Annotated in this window: 13 protein-coding genes; 9 read left to right on the forward strand and 4 right to left on the reverse strand. The window is 68.9% G+C overall.

The features are described from left to right. Positions 1-10 precede the first annotated feature (10 nt). The 5 genes from msrA to AAN986_RS17030 all read left to right on the forward strand — a co-directional run bounded on the left by msrA (position 11) and on the right by AAN986_RS17030 (position 6,284). The gene (msrA, locus tag AAN986_RS17010) at positions 11-760 is read left to right on the forward strand and encodes a peptide-methionine (S)-S-oxide reductase MsrA (protein WP_047217265.1); all 750 of its coding nucleotides are present in this window, start codon (positions 11-13) and stop codon (positions 758-760) included. 73 nt (positions 761-833) lie between these two features. Further along, positions 834-2,192: a chromate efflux transporter gene (gene chrA / locus AAN986_RS17015; protein ID WP_047217264.1), complete on the forward strand. Its 1,359-nt coding sequence runs from the start codon at positions 834-836 to the stop codon at positions 2,190-2,192. Between the two features lie 13 nt (positions 2,193-2,205). Beyond that, positions 2,206-3,033, forward strand: coding sequence for an AraC family transcriptional regulator (locus AAN986_RS17020; RefSeq protein ID WP_047217263.1), 828 nt, complete (start codon positions 2,206-2,208; stop codon positions 3,031-3,033). An 84-nt stretch (positions 3,034-3,117) separates the two neighbouring features. After that, positions 3,118-3,804 (forward strand): phenylalanine--tRNA ligase beta subunit-related protein, encoded by a 687-nt coding sequence (locus AAN986_RS17025; RefSeq protein WP_047217262.1) that lies wholly within the window; start codon positions 3,118-3,120, stop codon positions 3,802-3,804. A 320-nt stretch (positions 3,805-4,124) separates the two neighbouring features. Next, complete coding sequence (locus tag AAN986_RS17030) at positions 4,125-6,284, forward strand: TonB-dependent siderophore receptor (RefSeq protein ID WP_047217261.1); 2,160 nt, start codon at positions 4,125-4,127, stop codon at positions 6,282-6,284. Between the two features lie 36 nt (positions 6,285-6,320). Here AAN986_RS17030 and AAN986_RS17035 read toward each other — a convergent pair whose 3' ends face one another. Then, on the reverse strand, positions 6,321-7,271 hold the full coding sequence (locus tag AAN986_RS17035; RefSeq protein WP_013802957.1) for a transglutaminase family protein: 951 nt from the start codon (positions 7,269-7,271) through the stop codon (positions 6,321-6,323). Between the two features lie 227 nt (positions 7,272-7,498). On the opposite strand from AAN986_RS17035, the gene AAN986_RS17040 reads away from it, so the two are divergent. After that, the gene (locus tag AAN986_RS17040) at positions 7,499-8,185 is read left to right on the forward strand and encodes a GntR family transcriptional regulator (RefSeq protein ID WP_012204906.1); all 687 of its coding nucleotides are present in this window, start codon (positions 7,499-7,501) and stop codon (positions 8,183-8,185) included. A 12-nt stretch (positions 8,186-8,197) separates the two neighbouring features. Here the strand turns inward: AAN986_RS17040 and AAN986_RS17045 are convergent, their stop codons facing one another. The 3 genes from AAN986_RS17045 to AAN986_RS17055 are packed head-to-tail and all read right to left on the reverse strand — an operon-like array spanning position 8,198 to position 12,450. Then, the gene (locus AAN986_RS17045) at positions 8,198-8,617 is read right to left on the reverse strand and encodes a heme-binding protein (RefSeq protein ID WP_047217260.1); all 420 of its coding nucleotides are present in this window, start codon (positions 8,615-8,617) and stop codon (positions 8,198-8,200) included. Between the two features lie 48 nt (positions 8,618-8,665). Continuing rightward, the gene (locus AAN986_RS17050; protein WP_047217259.1) at positions 8,666-11,752 is read right to left on the reverse strand and encodes an FAD-binding and (Fe-S)-binding domain-containing protein; all 3,087 of its coding nucleotides are present in this window, start codon (positions 11,750-11,752) and stop codon (positions 8,666-8,668) included. An 8-nt stretch (positions 11,753-11,760) separates the two neighbouring features. Further along, positions 11,761-12,450, reverse strand: coding sequence for a GntR family transcriptional regulator (locus AAN986_RS17055; protein WP_012204897.1), 690 nt, complete (start codon positions 12,448-12,450; stop codon positions 11,761-11,763). Between the two features lie 158 nt (positions 12,451-12,608). Here AAN986_RS17055 and AAN986_RS17060 point away from each other — a divergent pair, with 158 nt between their 5' ends. From AAN986_RS17060 to AAN986_RS17070, 3 genes are all read left to right on the forward strand, one after another. Continuing rightward, positions 12,609-13,850 carry an aminotransferase class V-fold PLP-dependent enzyme gene (locus tag AAN986_RS17060; protein ID WP_012204896.1) on the forward strand — a complete coding sequence of 414 codons (1,242 nt, stop codon included), beginning with the start codon at positions 12,609-12,611 and terminating at the stop codon, positions 13,848-13,850. A 105-nt stretch (positions 13,851-13,955) separates the two neighbouring features. Further along, entirely contained in the window at positions 13,956-15,002 is a 1,047-nt protein-coding gene (locus AAN986_RS17065) for a tripartite tricarboxylate transporter substrate binding protein (protein ID WP_047217258.1), read from the forward strand. A gap of 11 nt (positions 15,003-15,013) precedes the next feature. After that, the gene (locus AAN986_RS17070; RefSeq protein ID WP_082138041.1) at positions 15,014-15,613 is read left to right on the forward strand and encodes a tripartite tricarboxylate transporter TctB family protein; all 600 of its coding nucleotides are present in this window, start codon (positions 15,014-15,016) and stop codon (positions 15,611-15,613) included. Positions 15,614-15,620: the final 7 nt, after the last annotated feature.

Here is a 15,620-nt window from a genome sequence, read left to right on the forward strand (position 1 = left end):
GAGAGATACCATGACCAACGATTCCACCCTCGCCACCCCACCCCGCCGCCGCGGCCTTCTCCAACTGCTGACCGGCAGCGCCGTGCTGCTGGGCGGCGCCCTGCTGTGGCAGGGCAGCAACCTGCAGGCGGCCGAGCAGGCCGTGCGCATTCCACCACCCGCGCAGGATGCGCCCGCCACGGGCCAGGGGCCGCAGAAAGCCATCTTTGCGGGCGGCTGCTTCTGGGGCGTGCAAGGTGTGTTCCAGCACGTCAAGGGCGTGCAGCGCGCCGTCTCGGGCTACAGCGGCGGCACGGCGGCCCAGGCCTCGTATTCGGCGGTGAGCAGCGGACGCACCGGGCATGCGGAGTCGGTCGAGGTCACCTATGACCCGGCCCAGGTCAGCTACGGGCAGCTGCTGCAGATCTACTTTTCCGTGGCCCATGACCCGACCCAGCTCAACCGCCAGGGGCCGGACACGGGCACGCAGTACCGCTCGGCCATCTTCGCCACCGACGCCGCCCAGCTCAAGACCGCCCAGGCCTACGTGGCCCAGCTGGACGCGGCCAAGGTCTTCGGCAAGCCCATCGTGACCCGGCTGGAGGACAAGCCCAGCTTCTTCCCGGCCGAGAACTACCACCAGGACTTCATGACCGAGAACCCGCGCCATCCCTACATCGTCATCAACGACCTGCCCAAGGTGGAGCAGCTCAAGCAGCTGTTCCCGGGCAGCTACCGCGCCGAACCGGTGCTGGTCAAGCAGGCCGCCCGGCAGATGTAGCGTCTGCGCAGCACAGGTGCGGAGCGGGTGCCGGCAGGCGTCGGCGGCGGCTGCCGTATGAGACATTTGCGGCATGCCTCCCAGTTCGCTTGATGCACCCGCTGCACCCCTCCCGCCCACCCGCGCCGAAGCCCTGCGCTACTGGCTGAAGCTGGGCTGCATCAGCTTTGGCGGGCCGGCCGGGCAGATCGCCATCATGCATGAGGACCTGGTGGAGCGGAGACGCTGGATCTCTGAGGGGCGCTTCCTGCATGCGCTCAACTACTGCATGCTGCTGCCCGGCCCCGAGGCGCAGCAGCTGGCCACCTACATCGGCTGGCTGCTGCACCGCACCTGGGGCGGCATCGTGGCCGGCGGGCTGTTCGTGCTGCCTTCGCTGCTGCTGCTCATCGCCCTGTCCTGGATCTATGTGGCCTTCGGCCATGTGCCGGCCATTGCCGGCATCTTCTATGGCATCAAGCCGGCCGTGACGGCGCTGGTGGTGCAGGCGGCCTGGCGCGTGGGCTCGCGCACCCTGCGCAACGGCTGGCTGTGGGGCATTGCCGCGGCGGCCTTCGTGGCCATCTTCGCGCTGAAGCTGCCGTTTCCGCTGATCGTGCTGGCGGCCGGCGCGCTGGGCTACCTGGGGGGCAGGCTGGCGCCACGCCACTTCTCCCCTGCGGGCGGGCACGGCCCGCGCGGGGGCAGCCACGGCCCGGCCGTCATCGACGATGACACGCCCACACCGGCCCATGCACGGTTCCGCTGGCGCTTTTTCAGCCAGGTGCTGGCGGCCGGCCTGGGGCTGTGGGCGCTGTCGCTGGGCCTGCTGGCCGCCGCCTTCGGCTGGCAGGGCGCGCTCACCCAGATGGGCTGGTTCTTCACCAAGGCGGCGCTGCTGACCTTTGGCGGCGCCTACGCCGTGCTGCCCTACCTCTACCAGGGCGCCGTGGACCACTACCACTGGCTCACGGCCACGCAGATGATGGACGGGCTGGCCCTGGGCGAGACCACGCCGGGGCCGCTGATCATGGTGGTGTCCTTCGTGGGCTTCCTGGGCGGCTGGAGCACGCAGGTGTTCGGCCCCGATGCGCTGCTGCCGGCCGGCGCCGCCGCCGCCCTGGTCGTGACCTTCTTCACCTTTTTGCCGTCCTTTGCCTTCATCCTGCTGGGCGGCCCCTTCATCGAGTCCACCCATGGCAGGCTGGGCTTCACCGCGCCGCTGACGGGCATCACGGCCGCCGTGGTGGGCGTCATCGCCAACCTGGCCGTGTTCTTTGCCTGGCATGTGCTGTGGCCCCAGGGCTGGGCGGGTCCCTTCGACTGGCCATCCGCACTGCTGGGCCTGGCTGCGGCGGCCGCGCTGCTGCGCTGGAAGGTGGGCGTGATCCCCGTGGTGGTGGGCTCGGGGCTGGCCGGCCTGGCGATCACGCTGGCGCGCCAGGTTGGATAGGAAAGGCTGCGGCATGGTATCGACCACGGATGGGCATTTCAGCTGGCTGCGCTGCCGCACCGCAGGCGTGGAGGCCGTGGCCGCAGACACGGCGAGGCACTTTGGGCGGCACGCCCACGAGCAGTACGGGATCGGCCTGATTGAGCGTGGCGCGCAGAAATCCGCCAGCGGGCGAGGTCTGTACGAGGCCGGGGCTGGCGACCTCATCATGGTCAACCCCGGCGAGTTGCATGACGGCATGCCCCTGGGCGATGGCGGTCGCGCCTGGCGCATGCTCTACCTGGAGCCCTCGGTCGTGGCCGGGCTCATGGCGGACATGGATGGCGCAGGGCCAGCGACCGGCTTCGAGTTCAGCCAGCCCGCCGTGCGCGACCCGCGCCTGGCCGCGTGTTTTCAGGCTCTGTACCGCAGGATGACCGGCAGCGGCGAGGCAACGGACGCCCTGGACCTGGACGAAGGCCTGCTGCAACTGCTGGGCGGCATGCTGCAGCGCCCTGCCCCGGCGCCCCGCGCACCGGCCCCCATCACACTGGCCCGCGCCCGGATGGACGACGATCCCGGTGCACCGCTGACCCTGGGCGCCCTGGCCCACGAGGCGGGCCTGAGCCGCTACCAGTTCCTGCGTGCCTTTGCGCGCGCCACGGGAATGACGCCCCATGCCTATCTGCTGCAGCGGCGCCTGCACCAGGCGCGCAGGCTCATCGCCAGCGGCATGCCGCTGGCCGAGGCAGCCGCGCACAGCGGCTTTGCCGACCAGAGCCATATGACGCGCCTGTTCGTGCGCAGCTTCGGCATGGCGCCCGGCTTCTACGCCAGGGCAGCCAAGGCCTGCGCTGCGTGACGCGCTGCAATTTCCTTCAAGACCACGCAAACCGGCCTGGCGAGGATGGAGATCACATCCCCTCTCCACTCACAAGGCCTGATCTTGCAGTTCTCCTACTCACCCTCCATCCCCCGCGACTTTACTGAACTGGCCTCGCAGACCTTGCTGCTGCGCGGCCTGTCACCCGACGTGCCCGCACACGCCGTGATCGCCCCCTTCATGGCACAGGCCAGGCAGAACCTGGTGTGCACCCCGGAAAGCGAGATGCCATCCATTCAGGCCTGGCGGCGCGGCTTTGCCAGGATGGGCCTCAAGCCCACGCAATACCGCTGCGCCGCCGAGGCCCTGCTGCGCCGCCTGCGCAAGGAGGGTGATCTTCCCGGCCTGCATCCGCTGGTGGACCTGTGCAATGCGGCCTCGGTGGCCTTTGCCATTCCCGTGGTCGTCTTCGACCTGGACCGCATCAGCGGCTGCCTGCAGGTGCGCCCCGCAACTGGCAGCGAGGTCTACGAGACCTTCTCGGGCGAGATCGAATATCCCGAGCCCGGCGAAATCATCTTCGCCGACACGGCTGGCCGCGCCCACGCCCGGCGCTGGTGCAACCGCCAAAGCGGCCACTCGGCAGTGCGCGAATCCACAGTCAACGCGCTGATCGTGACCGAAGCGCTGCACGCCACGGGCAAGGCGGATACGCGGCAGCTGGTGGAAGCATTGCAATCGGCGGCCGGGCGACTGTGGCCCGAGGCCGTTTCACACCGAAGCAACCCCTCGCAGGCCGCCCTGGCCTGAGGCGACCGGGGCCGTTGGCGCCCCGGCGTGAAAGGGGCTAACACGCTGCGCGGACTTCCCGCAAGCAAGACCTCACGCGTATCGCACCGCCCTGTACATCGACTCGCAGATCTCTTCAAGACATGCTTTGTTGCTATCAAAATGATACCAATGCGTTGCATGCTACATACAAATGAAAAGAAAAAGCAATCATTCTCATTGTCATTCTAGAATCCGCACCCGCCATGACAGGCTGCGCCGCTGGCCCCAGGCCGGCAGCAGCGCCGACGCACCCAGAGCACGCCCCACGGCACAGGTTTCCCAGCTCTCGACCATTGACCATGCTTATCCAAAGACTCTCGCGCACGGCAGTTGCGCATGCCGCCCTGCTTGCCCTGTGCGGCGCCGCCCACGCGCAGGCCCAGCCTGAAAATGCTCCCGAGGCCACGCTCGCCCCGGTCACCGTGAACGCAGGCAACGAGAAGGAAAATCCCACCGGAGCCGTGGTGGGCTTCACCGCAAAGCGCGCCATCTCGGCCACCAAGACCGACACGCCGCTGATCGAGACGCCCCAGGCCATCAGCGTGGTCACGCGCGACCAGTTCGAGGCGCAGGGCGTGCAGACGCTGCGCCAGACCACGGCCTACAGCGCGGGCGTGGTGTCCAACTACTTTGACAGCCGGGTGGACAGCTTCTCGGCACGCGGCGGCAGCGTGAGCCAGTACCAGGACGGGCTGCTGCGCACCTACGGCACCTACAACACCAGCCGCCCCGACCCCTACACGCTGGAGCGCGTGGAATTCCTGCGCGGCCCCTCTTCCGTGCTCTACGGCCAGGGCAGCGTGGGCGGCGTGCTCAATCTGACCAGCAAGCGCCCGCAGGCCGAGGCGCTGCGCGAGGTGCAGGTGCAGATGGGCAGCTACGGGCGCAAGCAGATCGCCACCGACCTGACCGGCGCCGTCACCGAAGACGGCCAGTGGCTGTACCGCCTGGTGGCCGTGGGCCGGGAAAGCGGCACCCAGGTGGACCATGTGAACGACGACCGCCTGGTGATCGCGCCCAGCCTGACGTGGCGGCCCAGCGCTGATACCTCGCTGACGCTGCAGGCGCTCTACCAGAAGGACAAGAGCGGCTCGCTGATCGGCTTCTTCCCCTGGCAGGGCACGCGCCTGCCCAGCCCCTACGGCCAGATTCCCACCAGCACCTTCATCGGCGAGCCCGGCTGGGACTCGTTCGACACAGAGAACAAATCCTGGGGCTACCTGTTCAGCCACCGCCTGAACGCGGACTGGACCGTGCGCCAGAACCTGCGGCGCACCATCAGCGACGTGGACTACCGCTCCATCTACACCAGCTTCACCGCCATCCCCGGCCAGGGCCGCCCTGCGCGCCCGGTCTTCAACCCCGACAACCGCAGCGTCTACCGCGATGCCTCCTGGCAGGTCAACGGCGGGCGCATGCTGGTGATCGACACGCAGCTCGAAGGCCGGCTGCGCTGGGGCACGGCCGAGCACACCGTGCTGGCCGGCATGGATGCGCAGCGCAACAGCACCAGCCAGTCCACCTGGCGCGGCCTGACCGCGCCGTTTGACGTCTACAACCCCGTCTACGGCAATTTCACCCCGCCCACGGCCTCGCAGCTGGTGCGCCAGCCGGGCGTGTCGCAAAAGCAATTGGGCTTCTACGCCCAGGACCAGATCAAGTGGGGCCGCTGGACCGCCACCCTGGGCCTGCGCCACGACAGCGCCCAGACCGATACCGAAGGCCGGCCCGCCTCCGCCGTGGACGAGAAGGCCTGGACCAAGCGCGCAGGCGCCACCTACCAGATGGACGGTGGCTGGGCGCCCTACCTGGGCTACTCCGAGTCCTTCCAGCCGCTGGGCGGCGTGGATGTCTACGGCACGCCCTACAAGGCCCAGCGCGGCGAGCAATGGGAAGCCGGCGTGAAGTGGCAGCCACCGGGCCAGGGCCTGTCGGCCTTTGCCGCCGTCTACACGCTGCGCGAGAAGAACCGCAAGACCACCGACCCGGCCAACCCGCTCAACAGCCTGCAGATCGGCGAGGTCAAGGTCAACGGCTTCGAGGCCGAGCTGACCGCCAGCCTGGCCCGCCACTGGGACGCCACCCTCGCCTATGCGTACACCGACGCCGTCATCTCGCGCAGCAATGGCGGCGACCAGGGCCAGCGCGTGACCAGCGTGCCGCGCCACACGGCATCGGCCTGGCTGACCCACCGCTTTGCCAGCGAAGGACGCGGCGGCTGGAGCCTGGGCGCGGGCGTGCGCTATACGGGTTCGCAGTGGACGGGCACCAGCCTGGTGGACACGCCTTCGGCCACCCTGCTGGATGCCATGGTGTCCTATGACGCCGGCCCATGGCGCCTGGCCTTCAACGTGGTCAACCTGACCGACAAGGTGCAGATCACGCAATGCCTGGCACGCGGCGACTGCTTCTACGGCCAGCGGCGCACCTTTGCGGTGACGGGAACGCACCGCTTCTGAGGACCGCCGCCGTGCGCCTTTCACAGCGCAGGCAGCTCAGGCAGGCAGCTGCCTGAAGCTCCTTCGGTCCGCCGTGCTGCCAAACGATGCGCAGCCCGACAGCACGGCGGGCGAAGGCGCGGTGGTCGACAGCGCCTCGCTGCACAGCCGGGGCAGTTGGCTGTGCTCGTCTTCCAAGGCCTGTGTCTGGATCATGGGGGCCATGGCCACCACGTTGCCGAAGATGGTGGCAAAGGCCACGTCGGCCGCGTCACGGCCCGTGCCAAAGCGCATGAAGCCCATGGGAATGGCCGTGCCCGATGCATCGAACAGATACCACCTGTCGCCCAGGTAGGCTTCCACGTAGGCATGGAAATCGGGCGGGCCCAGTGCAGGATCGGCGCCGTAGTCCGTGCCGGTGGCGATGCGGGCGGGAATGTTCAGCGCACGGCACAGGGCGATCATCAGGTGCGTGAAATCGCGGCACACGCCCACCTGCTCCACCAGGGTATCGACGGCCGAGGTGGACGAGTTGCTGGTGGCCGAAGCGAAGGTCACCAGCTCCTGCACCCATTGCTGTATGGCCAGCACGCGCGAATAGCCCGGCGCCAGTTGGCCGAAATTGCGGAAGGCCAGCTGCATCAGCCGGTCGGACTGGCAGTAGCGGCTGGGGTAGATGTACGGCAGGACCTCCAGCGGGATGCAGCGCACCGGAACCTCGCCCAGCGCCGCCGGATCCTCGCGGTGGTGCGCGATGCAGACGGTGGCCGTGTAAGTCAGGTGCAGGGGGCCTGGGTTGGCATGCAGGCGCATGAAGCGGGTGGAGGTGGCGGGCTCGGTGGCAATGTCGGGCTCCACGGGCTGGCTGAGTACCAGACGCTCGTTCTCCACCGTCTGGTGCGAGGTGTGGGCCGCATGGATGTTGAACACGAAATCGGCCCCGGCCGGATCGCGGATGTCATAAGCAAGATCCACCTGGATCTGCAGCCGGATCGCTGCGTTGGCCATTGTTTGTCCCTGGTTGGTGTGTCTGATCGCCACCATGGTGCGGGCAGCGACGCCCGCAGGCCGTAGGCCCCTGCTGAAAAGCCTGTAGTGCTTGGCAGGGACAGCGCGTGCGCCGGGCAGGAGGCCCGCCTGGGGTGCAAACTCGGCTAACATCGGCGCCGCCCCGCATGGCGCAATGCCTGTGGCGGGGGCATCCACCAGCCAGGAACAGCCAAGGAGACCGCTAGATGGCGGAGATCATCGAGATATCGCGGGCGGCGCTGCACGAGCAGGTGGCGGACCGTTTGCGGTCCATGCTCATCGAGGGGCGCATCGCCCCGGGAGCCAAGCTCAACGAGCGCGAGCTGTGCGAGCAGCTGGGCGTCTCGCGCACGCCGCTGCGCGAGGCCATCAAGCTGCTGGCCGCCGAAGGCCTGGCCGACCTGCTGCCCAACCGCGGCGCCATCGCCGTCAAGCTGAGCGAGGCCGATGTCATGCACGCCTTCGAGGTGCTGGCCGGCATCGAGGGCCTGTCGGGCGAACTGGCCGCCCAGCGCATCACCGACCAGGAATTCGCCGAAATCCGCGCCCTGCACTACGAGATGATGGCCAGCGTGGCGCGCGCCGACGTGTCTGCCTACTACCGGCTCAACGCCGCCATCCACGCGGCGCTGAACAGCGCCGCCAAGAACCCCGTGCTGACGGAGACCTTCCAGCGCATCAACAACCGCGTGCAGTCGCTGCGCTTTCGCACCAACCTGGACACGGCCAAGTGGAAGCAGGCCGTCAAGGAGCACGAGGCCATGATCGAGGCCCTGGGCGCACGCGACGCCACGGCCCTGCGCGAGCTGCTGGTCACCCACCTGCACCACAAGCGCGATGCCGTGCTGGCCATGCTGCGCGCCGAGGCCCTGCAGCCGCGCAAGGCGCGCTGAAGCCCAGGGCCGCTACCGCTGCGGCGCGGCCCCCAGCGCCGCAACGCCGGCCCGCGCCACCTCCGCATCCTCTGCCGGCTTCACCCCGCTGACGCCCACAGCGCCCAGGCAGTGGCCCCCCCTGGTGATGGGCACGCCGCCTTCCAGCAGGCCCTGCAGCGCGGGCACGCTCAGGTAGGCGGTACGGCCACCATTGATCATTTCCTCATAGACCCGGCTTTCCTTGCGGCCCAGTGCTGCGGCGTGGGCCTTGGCCGGCGCGATATGGGCCGAGGCCGGTGCCGCGCCGTCCAGGCGCTGCAGCCACAGCAGGTGGCCGCCGTCATCGGCGATGGCGATGCTGACGGCCCAGCCGCGCGCCGTGGCATGCGCCTCGGCGGCCTGGGCGATGGTCTTGATGTCCTGGAGGTCCAGGCAGGGCTTGTGCTTCATGGGAGTGCCTTGTCTTGTGCGGTAGGGAGGATGGCGGTCAGCGGGCAGTCATCGGGCATCCAGCAGGCTTTCCAGCAGCCGCGCCACATGCACGGCGTCGCGCGCCGCGCCATCGGCGATCTGGTGGCGGCAGCTGGTGCCGTCGGCCACGACGATGGCCTCGGGGCGCTGGCGTATGGCCGGCAGCAGGGCCGCCTCGGCCATGTCCATGGACACCTGGTGGTGGCTGGCCTCGTAGCCGAAGCTGCCGGCCATGCCGCAGCAGGAGCTTTCGATGAGCTCGGGCTGGGCGCCGGGAATCAGCCGCAGCACGTCGAGGATGGGGCTGACGGCGCCAAAGGCCTTCTGGTGGCAATGGCCGTGCACGAGGATGGGTGCCTCGGCGGCGCGCAGCGGCAGCGCGAAGCGGCCAGCCTTCACTTCACGGGCAATGAATTCCTCGAACAGCAGGGCCTGGGCGGCAACGGCCTGTGCAGGCTCGCCCAGGCCCATGACCAGGGCTTCGTCGCGCAGGGTCAGCAGGCAGGAGGGCTCCAGGCCGACGATGGGGATGCCGGCGCGGGCCAACGGCGCCAGGGCGTTGATCAGCGAACCCGCGCTGGCCTTGGCCTGCTCGACCATGCCGGTGGCCAGGTAGGTGCGGCCGCAGCAGTGGTGGCCGCCCCCCTCTTTGGCGGACTTGCTGGCGGTGTGCAGCGCATAGCCGGCCGCCTGCAGCACGCGCGCGGCGGCCAGGGCGTTTTCGCTCTCGAAGGTGCCGTTGAAGGTGTCCACGAAGAGCACGGCCACGCGCTCGCCGGCCGCCGCGCGGGCCAGGGCCTGGTCGCGGTCAAGAAAGGTATGTGCTTCGGGCGTGCGCCAGAAGGTGTCGCTGCGCCAGGCCGGCAGCGAGCGCCTGGCGGACAGGCCCAGCAGTTTTTCGCCCAGTTGGCGCAGCACGGGCAGGCGGTTGCGCAGGTTCAGCAGCCAGGGCATGCGGCTGGCCGTGGCGGCGTAGCGCGGCAGATGGGCGACCAGCCGGTCCTTGAGCGTGTGGCCATGGCGGGCCTTGTAGTGGGCCAGAAATTCCACCTTCATGCGGGCCATGTCCACGCCCGTGGGGCAGTCGCGCCTGCAGCCCTTGCAGCCCACGCACAGGTCCATGGTGTCGTGCAGGGCCTCGCTGGTGAAGGCGTCCGGCCCCAGCTGGCCCGAGATGGCCAGGCGCAGGGTGTTGGCGCGGCCGCGCGTCAGGTGCTGCTCGTCGCGCGTGACGCGGTAGCTCGGGCACATGGTGCCGGCGTCGAACTTGCGGCAGTGGCCGTTGTTGTTGCACATCTCCACGGCCTTGGCAAAGCCGCCGGTGACGTCGCCGCCCGTGCCGGGCGCCGTGGTGACCTCGGTGACCGGGTCGGCCTGCACGTTCCAGGCGGACCAGTCGAGCACGGGCGTGATGGGAATGCGCCGGTAGGGCCGGGGCGCGTCGGCGGGCGCGAAGCGAAACAGCCGGCCATCGTCCATCCTGGGCGTATCGATGATCTTGCCGGGGTTGAAGAGGCCCTGGGGATCGAACTCCTGCTTGATGGCGCGCAGGGCCTCGGTGATGGCGGGCCCGAACTGCCAGGCAATCCACTCGCCGCGGCACAGCCCGTCGCCGTGCTCGCCGCTGAAGGCGCCCTTGTATTTGCGCACCAGTTCGGCCGCTTCCTCGGCAATGGCGCGCATGCGCGCCGCGCCGTCGGTGCGCATGTCCAGGATGGGCCGCACATGCAGCGTGCCCACGGAGGCATGGGCGTACCAGGTGCCCCGGCTGCCATGGCGCGCGAACACTTCGGTGAGCGCATCGGTGTACTCGGCCAGGTGCTGCAGCGGCACGGCGCAGTCCTCGATGAAGCTCACGGGCTTGCCGTCGCCCTTGAGGCTCATCATGATGTTCAGCCCCGCCTTGCGCACTTCCCAGAGGTTTTTCTGGGCCGCTTCCTCGCGCATTTCCACCACGCTGCCGGGCAGGCCCAGCTCGCCCATCAGCTCCACCAGCTGGCGCAGCCGCGCCAGCAGCGCGGCGCGGTCGTCGCCGGCGAATTCCACCAGCAAGATGGCAGCCGGGCGGCCGATGAGGGCGGTCTCTATGGTGGGCTTGAAGGCCGGGTTGGCCAGGCCCAGTTCGATCATGGTGCGGTCCACCAGCTCCACGGCCGTGGGTCCCAGCTTCACGATGTGCTGGGCCGAGTCCATGGCCGCGTGGAAGGTGGGGAAGTTGACCACGCCCAGCACCTTGGCGCGCGGCAGCGCGCTGAGCTGCAGGGTGAGCGAGCGCGTGTAGGCCAGCGTGCCCTCGGCGCCTATCAGCAGATGGGCCAGGTTGACGCTGCCGTCGGCCGTGTAGGGCCGCTCGCTCTGGTTGTCGAAGATGTCGAGGTTGTAGCCGGCCACGCGGCGCATGACCTTGGGCCAGTGGGCGTGAATGTCCTCGCGATGCTGTTGCGCCAGCCCGTGCACGAACTGCGCAATGCGCGCCGCGCGGCCCGTGGCCTGGGCGACGGGGCCGAAGTCCAGCAGCTCGCCATCGGCCATCCAGGCGCGGGCACCGCGCACGTTGTGCACCATGTTGCCGTAGGCAATGGAGCGCGAGCCACAGGAATTGTTGCCCGCCATGCCGCCCAGCGTGGCCTGGGCGCTGGTCGATACGTCCACCGGATACCACAGGCCGAGCTTCTTGAGCCGGGCGTTGAGGTGGTCCAGCACCAGGCCGGGCTCGACCTCGGCCGTGCCTGCATCAGGGTCCACCGAGAGGATGTTGCGCAAATGCTTGCTGTTGTCGATCACCAGGGCCGCGCCCGTGGTCTGCCCGCACTGGCTGGTGCCGCCGCCACGCGGCAGCACGGGCACCTTCAGCTCGCGGGCGATCTGCAGGGCCGTGGCGATGTCCTGCTCGCAGGTGGGCACGAAGACGCCCACCGGCATGATCTGGTAGATGGAGGCGTCGGTGGCATAGCGCCCGCGCGAGGCGGCGTCGAACAGGACCTGGCCGCGCGTGTCCGAGCGCAGGCGGCGCGCCAGCGCCTGGCAGACATCGTTAGGCGGCAGCACGGTGCCGGGGGCGGGCACGGTGTCGTCGGGGGAAGCGGCAAGGCGGTGCGTGGATTCCATCAGCATGGCGGCTCTCATTCGTTCATGGTTCGTGGGTAGATCTGGCCTGCCTTGAGCAGGGCGATGACGGTGTCGCGCTTGTGCTCCAGGTGGGCGACCAGCACCTGGCGCAGCGCGGCGGCATCGCGCGCCTGCAGCGCCTCCAGCATGCGTTCGTGCTCCTGGACGGCGCGCTTCCACTTGGCCGCGTCCTGGTTGGTGCGAAAGCGCAGCGACTGCACGCGGGCGTTGATGCGGCCATAGGTCTCGGCCAGCACGGGGTTGGCGGCGGCGCGGTTGATGGCCGAGTGGATCAGCGCATTGAGCCGGTAGTAGCCGGACAGGTCCTGGCGCGCATGGCTGGCCAGCATCTCGAAGTGCAGGGCCCGCACCTCGGCCAGTTGCTGCTCGCTGATGCGCTGCGCGGCCAGCTCGCCCGACATGCCCTCCAGCCCCGCCAGCACCTCGAAGGTCTGCAGCACATCGGCCTCGCCCAGGCGCACGGCCACGGCGCCGCGGTTGGGCACCAGGTCCACCAGCCCTTCGGAGGCCAGCAGCTTGATGGCCTCGCGCAGCGGCGTGCGCGAGACGCGCAGCTGCTCGCACAGCGCGCGCTCGTTGAGCTTGGCGCCGGGCGGTATGCGCCCCTCCACCAGCCAGGTGCGCAGCCGCGCCGCCACCTGGTCATGCAGGGCAAGCCGCGAAATCTCGATGATCTCCGCCATGGATTCTCCTGGTCGAATGAATTTTGCATTCATTTTTACGCAAGCATTTCTCAAGGCATTCATGGTTATCACCAAGGCATTTATGAATTTTGAATGCAAAAATTCGCAAACACCCTCCCCCGCAGACCGACCTGGCATTTCCTTGAAAAGGACGCACCATGCTCACGCTCGACAACCATCCCACGGGCCGCCACTTCCTCCAGATCCCCGGCCCCAGCCCGGTTCCCGACCGCATCCTGCGGGCCATGAGCCTGCCCACCATCGACCACCGGGGGCCGGAGTTCGGCCAGCTCGGCCTCAAGGTGCTGGCCGGCATCCAGCAGGTCTTCAAGACCCGGCATCCGGTGGTGATCTATCCGGCCTCCGGCACGGGCGCCTGGGAGGCGGCCCTGATCAACACGCTCAGCCCTGGCGACCATGTGCTGATGTTCGAGACCGGCCACTTCGCCTCGCTGTGGCAGAAGATGGCCACGCGCCTGGGCCTGTCCACCGAGTTCCTGTCCTATGGCGGCTCCGATGAGCACCTGCCCCAGGCGCCGGGCTGGCGCCATGGCGTGCAGGCCGGGCTGATCGAGGCACGGCTTCGCAAGGACACGGAGCGCCGGATCCGCGCCGTGTGCGTGGTACACAACGAGACCTCCACGGGCGTGACCTCGGACATCGCCGCCGTGCGCCGCGCCATCGACGCGGCGGGCCACCCGGCCCTGCTGCTGGTGGACACCATCTCGGGCCTGGCCAGCGCCGACTACCGCCACGATGAATGGGGCGTGGACGTGACCATCAGCGGCTCGCAAAAGGGCCTGATGCTGCCGCCCGGCATCAGCTTCAACGCGCTGTCGCCACGTGCGCTGGAGGCCGCCAAAAGCGCCAAGCTGCCCAAGTCGTTCTGGGCCTGGGACGAGATCGTGGAGATGAACCAGACCGGCTACTGGCCCTACACGCCCAACACCAACCTGCTGTACGCCCTGTCCGAATCACTGGACATGCTGCTGGCCGAAGGGCTGGATACGGTCTTTGCGCGCCACCAGCGCTGGGCGGCCGGCGTGCGCGCCGCCGTCCAGGCCTGGGGCCTGCCCATCCAGTGCGCCGATCCGCAGGTCTACTCCCCCGTGCTCACCGGCGTGATCACGCCCGAAGGCGTGGATGCCGACGCCCTGCGCCGCCTGATCCACACGCGCTTCGACCTGTCGCTGGGCGCGGGCCTGGGCAAGCTCAAGGGCCGCATGTTCCGCATGGGCCACCTGGGCGACAGCAACGACCTCACGCTGCTGGCCATGGTGGCGGGCGTGGAGATGGGCCTGAAGCTGTCCGGCATCCGGCTGGCCGGCAGCGGCGTGCAGGCGTCCATGGACTACTTCGCTGCCCACGCCGCAGCCGGGGCGCTGCGCAAGGCCGCCTGAACCCATCGGCCGCGCGCCGAAAGCCCTTGGCAGAGCCGGAGCACATGGCTCGCCCCCTTGATCGTGGATTGCACCAATACCAGGAAATAACAGGAGACAAGAGACATGACATCGCCCCGCAACCGCCTGGCGGCAACTGCCGTCGCCACCCTCGCCACCCTCGCCGTCACCGCCGTCACCGCCCTCTCAGCCCCTGCCGCCTGGGCGCAGTGGAAGCCCGCCAAGTCCGTCGAACTCGTCGTGCCGTTCTCGGCCGGTGGCGCCTCGGACCAGATGGCGCGCGTGATCCAGGCCATCGTCACCAAACACAAGCTGATCGAGCAGCCCGTGGTCATCCTCAACAAGGCGGGCGCCTCCGGCGCCGAGGGCATTCTGGATGTCAAGGCCTCGGCGCGCGACCCGCACAAGCTGCTGGTGGCATCCACGGCCATCTTCACCCTGCCCATGGCCACGGCCCTGCCCTTCCAGTGGCGCGACCTGAATCCCGTGGCCATGATTGCCCAGGACCAGTTCGTGCTCTGGGTCAATGCCGAGACCGGCTACCAGACACCTGCCGACTACCTGGCCGCAGCGCGGCAGGCCGGCGGCAAGTTCAAGATGGGCGGCACCAGTTCCAAGCGCGAGGACCAGATCATCACGGCCAACATGGAACAGGCCGCCGGCGTGAAGTTCACCTACATCCCCTACAAGGGCGGCGGCGAGGCCAGCACCCAGCTGGTGGGCAAGCACATCGACTCCAACGTCAACAACCCCAGCGAGTCCATGGCGCAGTGGCGCGCGGGCCAGGTGCGGGCGCTGTGCGTGTTCGACACGCAGCGCATCGAGTACACGGCCAAGGTCACGGGCAGCCAGGCGCTGTCGGACATCCCCACCTGCAGGGAGCAGGGCCTGGACGTGCAATACACCATGCTGCGCGGCTTCTTCCTGCCGCCCGGCACCACGCCCGAGCAGGCGCAGTTCTATGCGGGCGTGATGCACAAGGTGGTGGCCACGCCCGAGTGGAAGGAGTACCTGGAGAAAAACGCGCTCAAGCCCGAGTACATGACGGGGCAGGCCTTCGTGGACTTCCTGGCCAAGGACGAGACGCGCCACCTCGACATCATGAAGAAGGCCGGTTTCCTGTCGGCCAGCGTGGCCGCCGCCGCCAAGTGAGGAGCCGCGCCATGGACACCGCCATCCACCTTGCCCCGCCCTCCTCCAATTCAGCAGCAGCAGCAGCGGCAGCAGCAACCCCGGCCCAGCCCTCCAGTGCGGCCACCGAATCCATCCCCGCCACCGAAGCCCAGGCCCCCGGCCTGTCCCGCCGCCATGTGGAGTACGGCGTGGCCGCCGTGCTGCTGGCGCTGGCCGTGCTGGTGGTCTGGGACAACCAGCGCATTGGCGCGGGCTGGAGCGACACCGGCCCGCAGGCCGGCTACTTCCCGCTGCGCGTGGGCGCCGTGCTGGGCATCTGCGCCATCGCCGTCTTCGTGCAGGCGCTGCGCAGCCGCAGCCAGGAGCAGTTCGCCAGCTGGCTGCAGCTCAAGCGCGTGGCCCAGGTGCTGCTGCCGCTGACGGCCTACATCGCCGTGATCGCGCCGCTGGGCATCTACGCGGCCTCGGTGCTGTTCATCACGGGCTTCATGGTGTTTGCGGGCCGCTATCCCTGGTGGAAGGCCGTGGCGCTGTCGGGCTTCACCAGCGTGCTGCTGTTCTACGTCTTCGAGATCCAGTTCAAGGTGCCCCTGCCCAAGGGTCCGCTTGAAGCCTGGCTCGGCTATTGACCCCTGT

Origin of the sequence: Delftia sp. DS1230, from assembly GCF_040112715.1 — a bacterium.
GTDB lineage: Bacteria > Pseudomonadota > Gammaproteobacteria > Burkholderiales > Burkholderiaceae_C > Comamonas > Comamonas tsuruhatensis.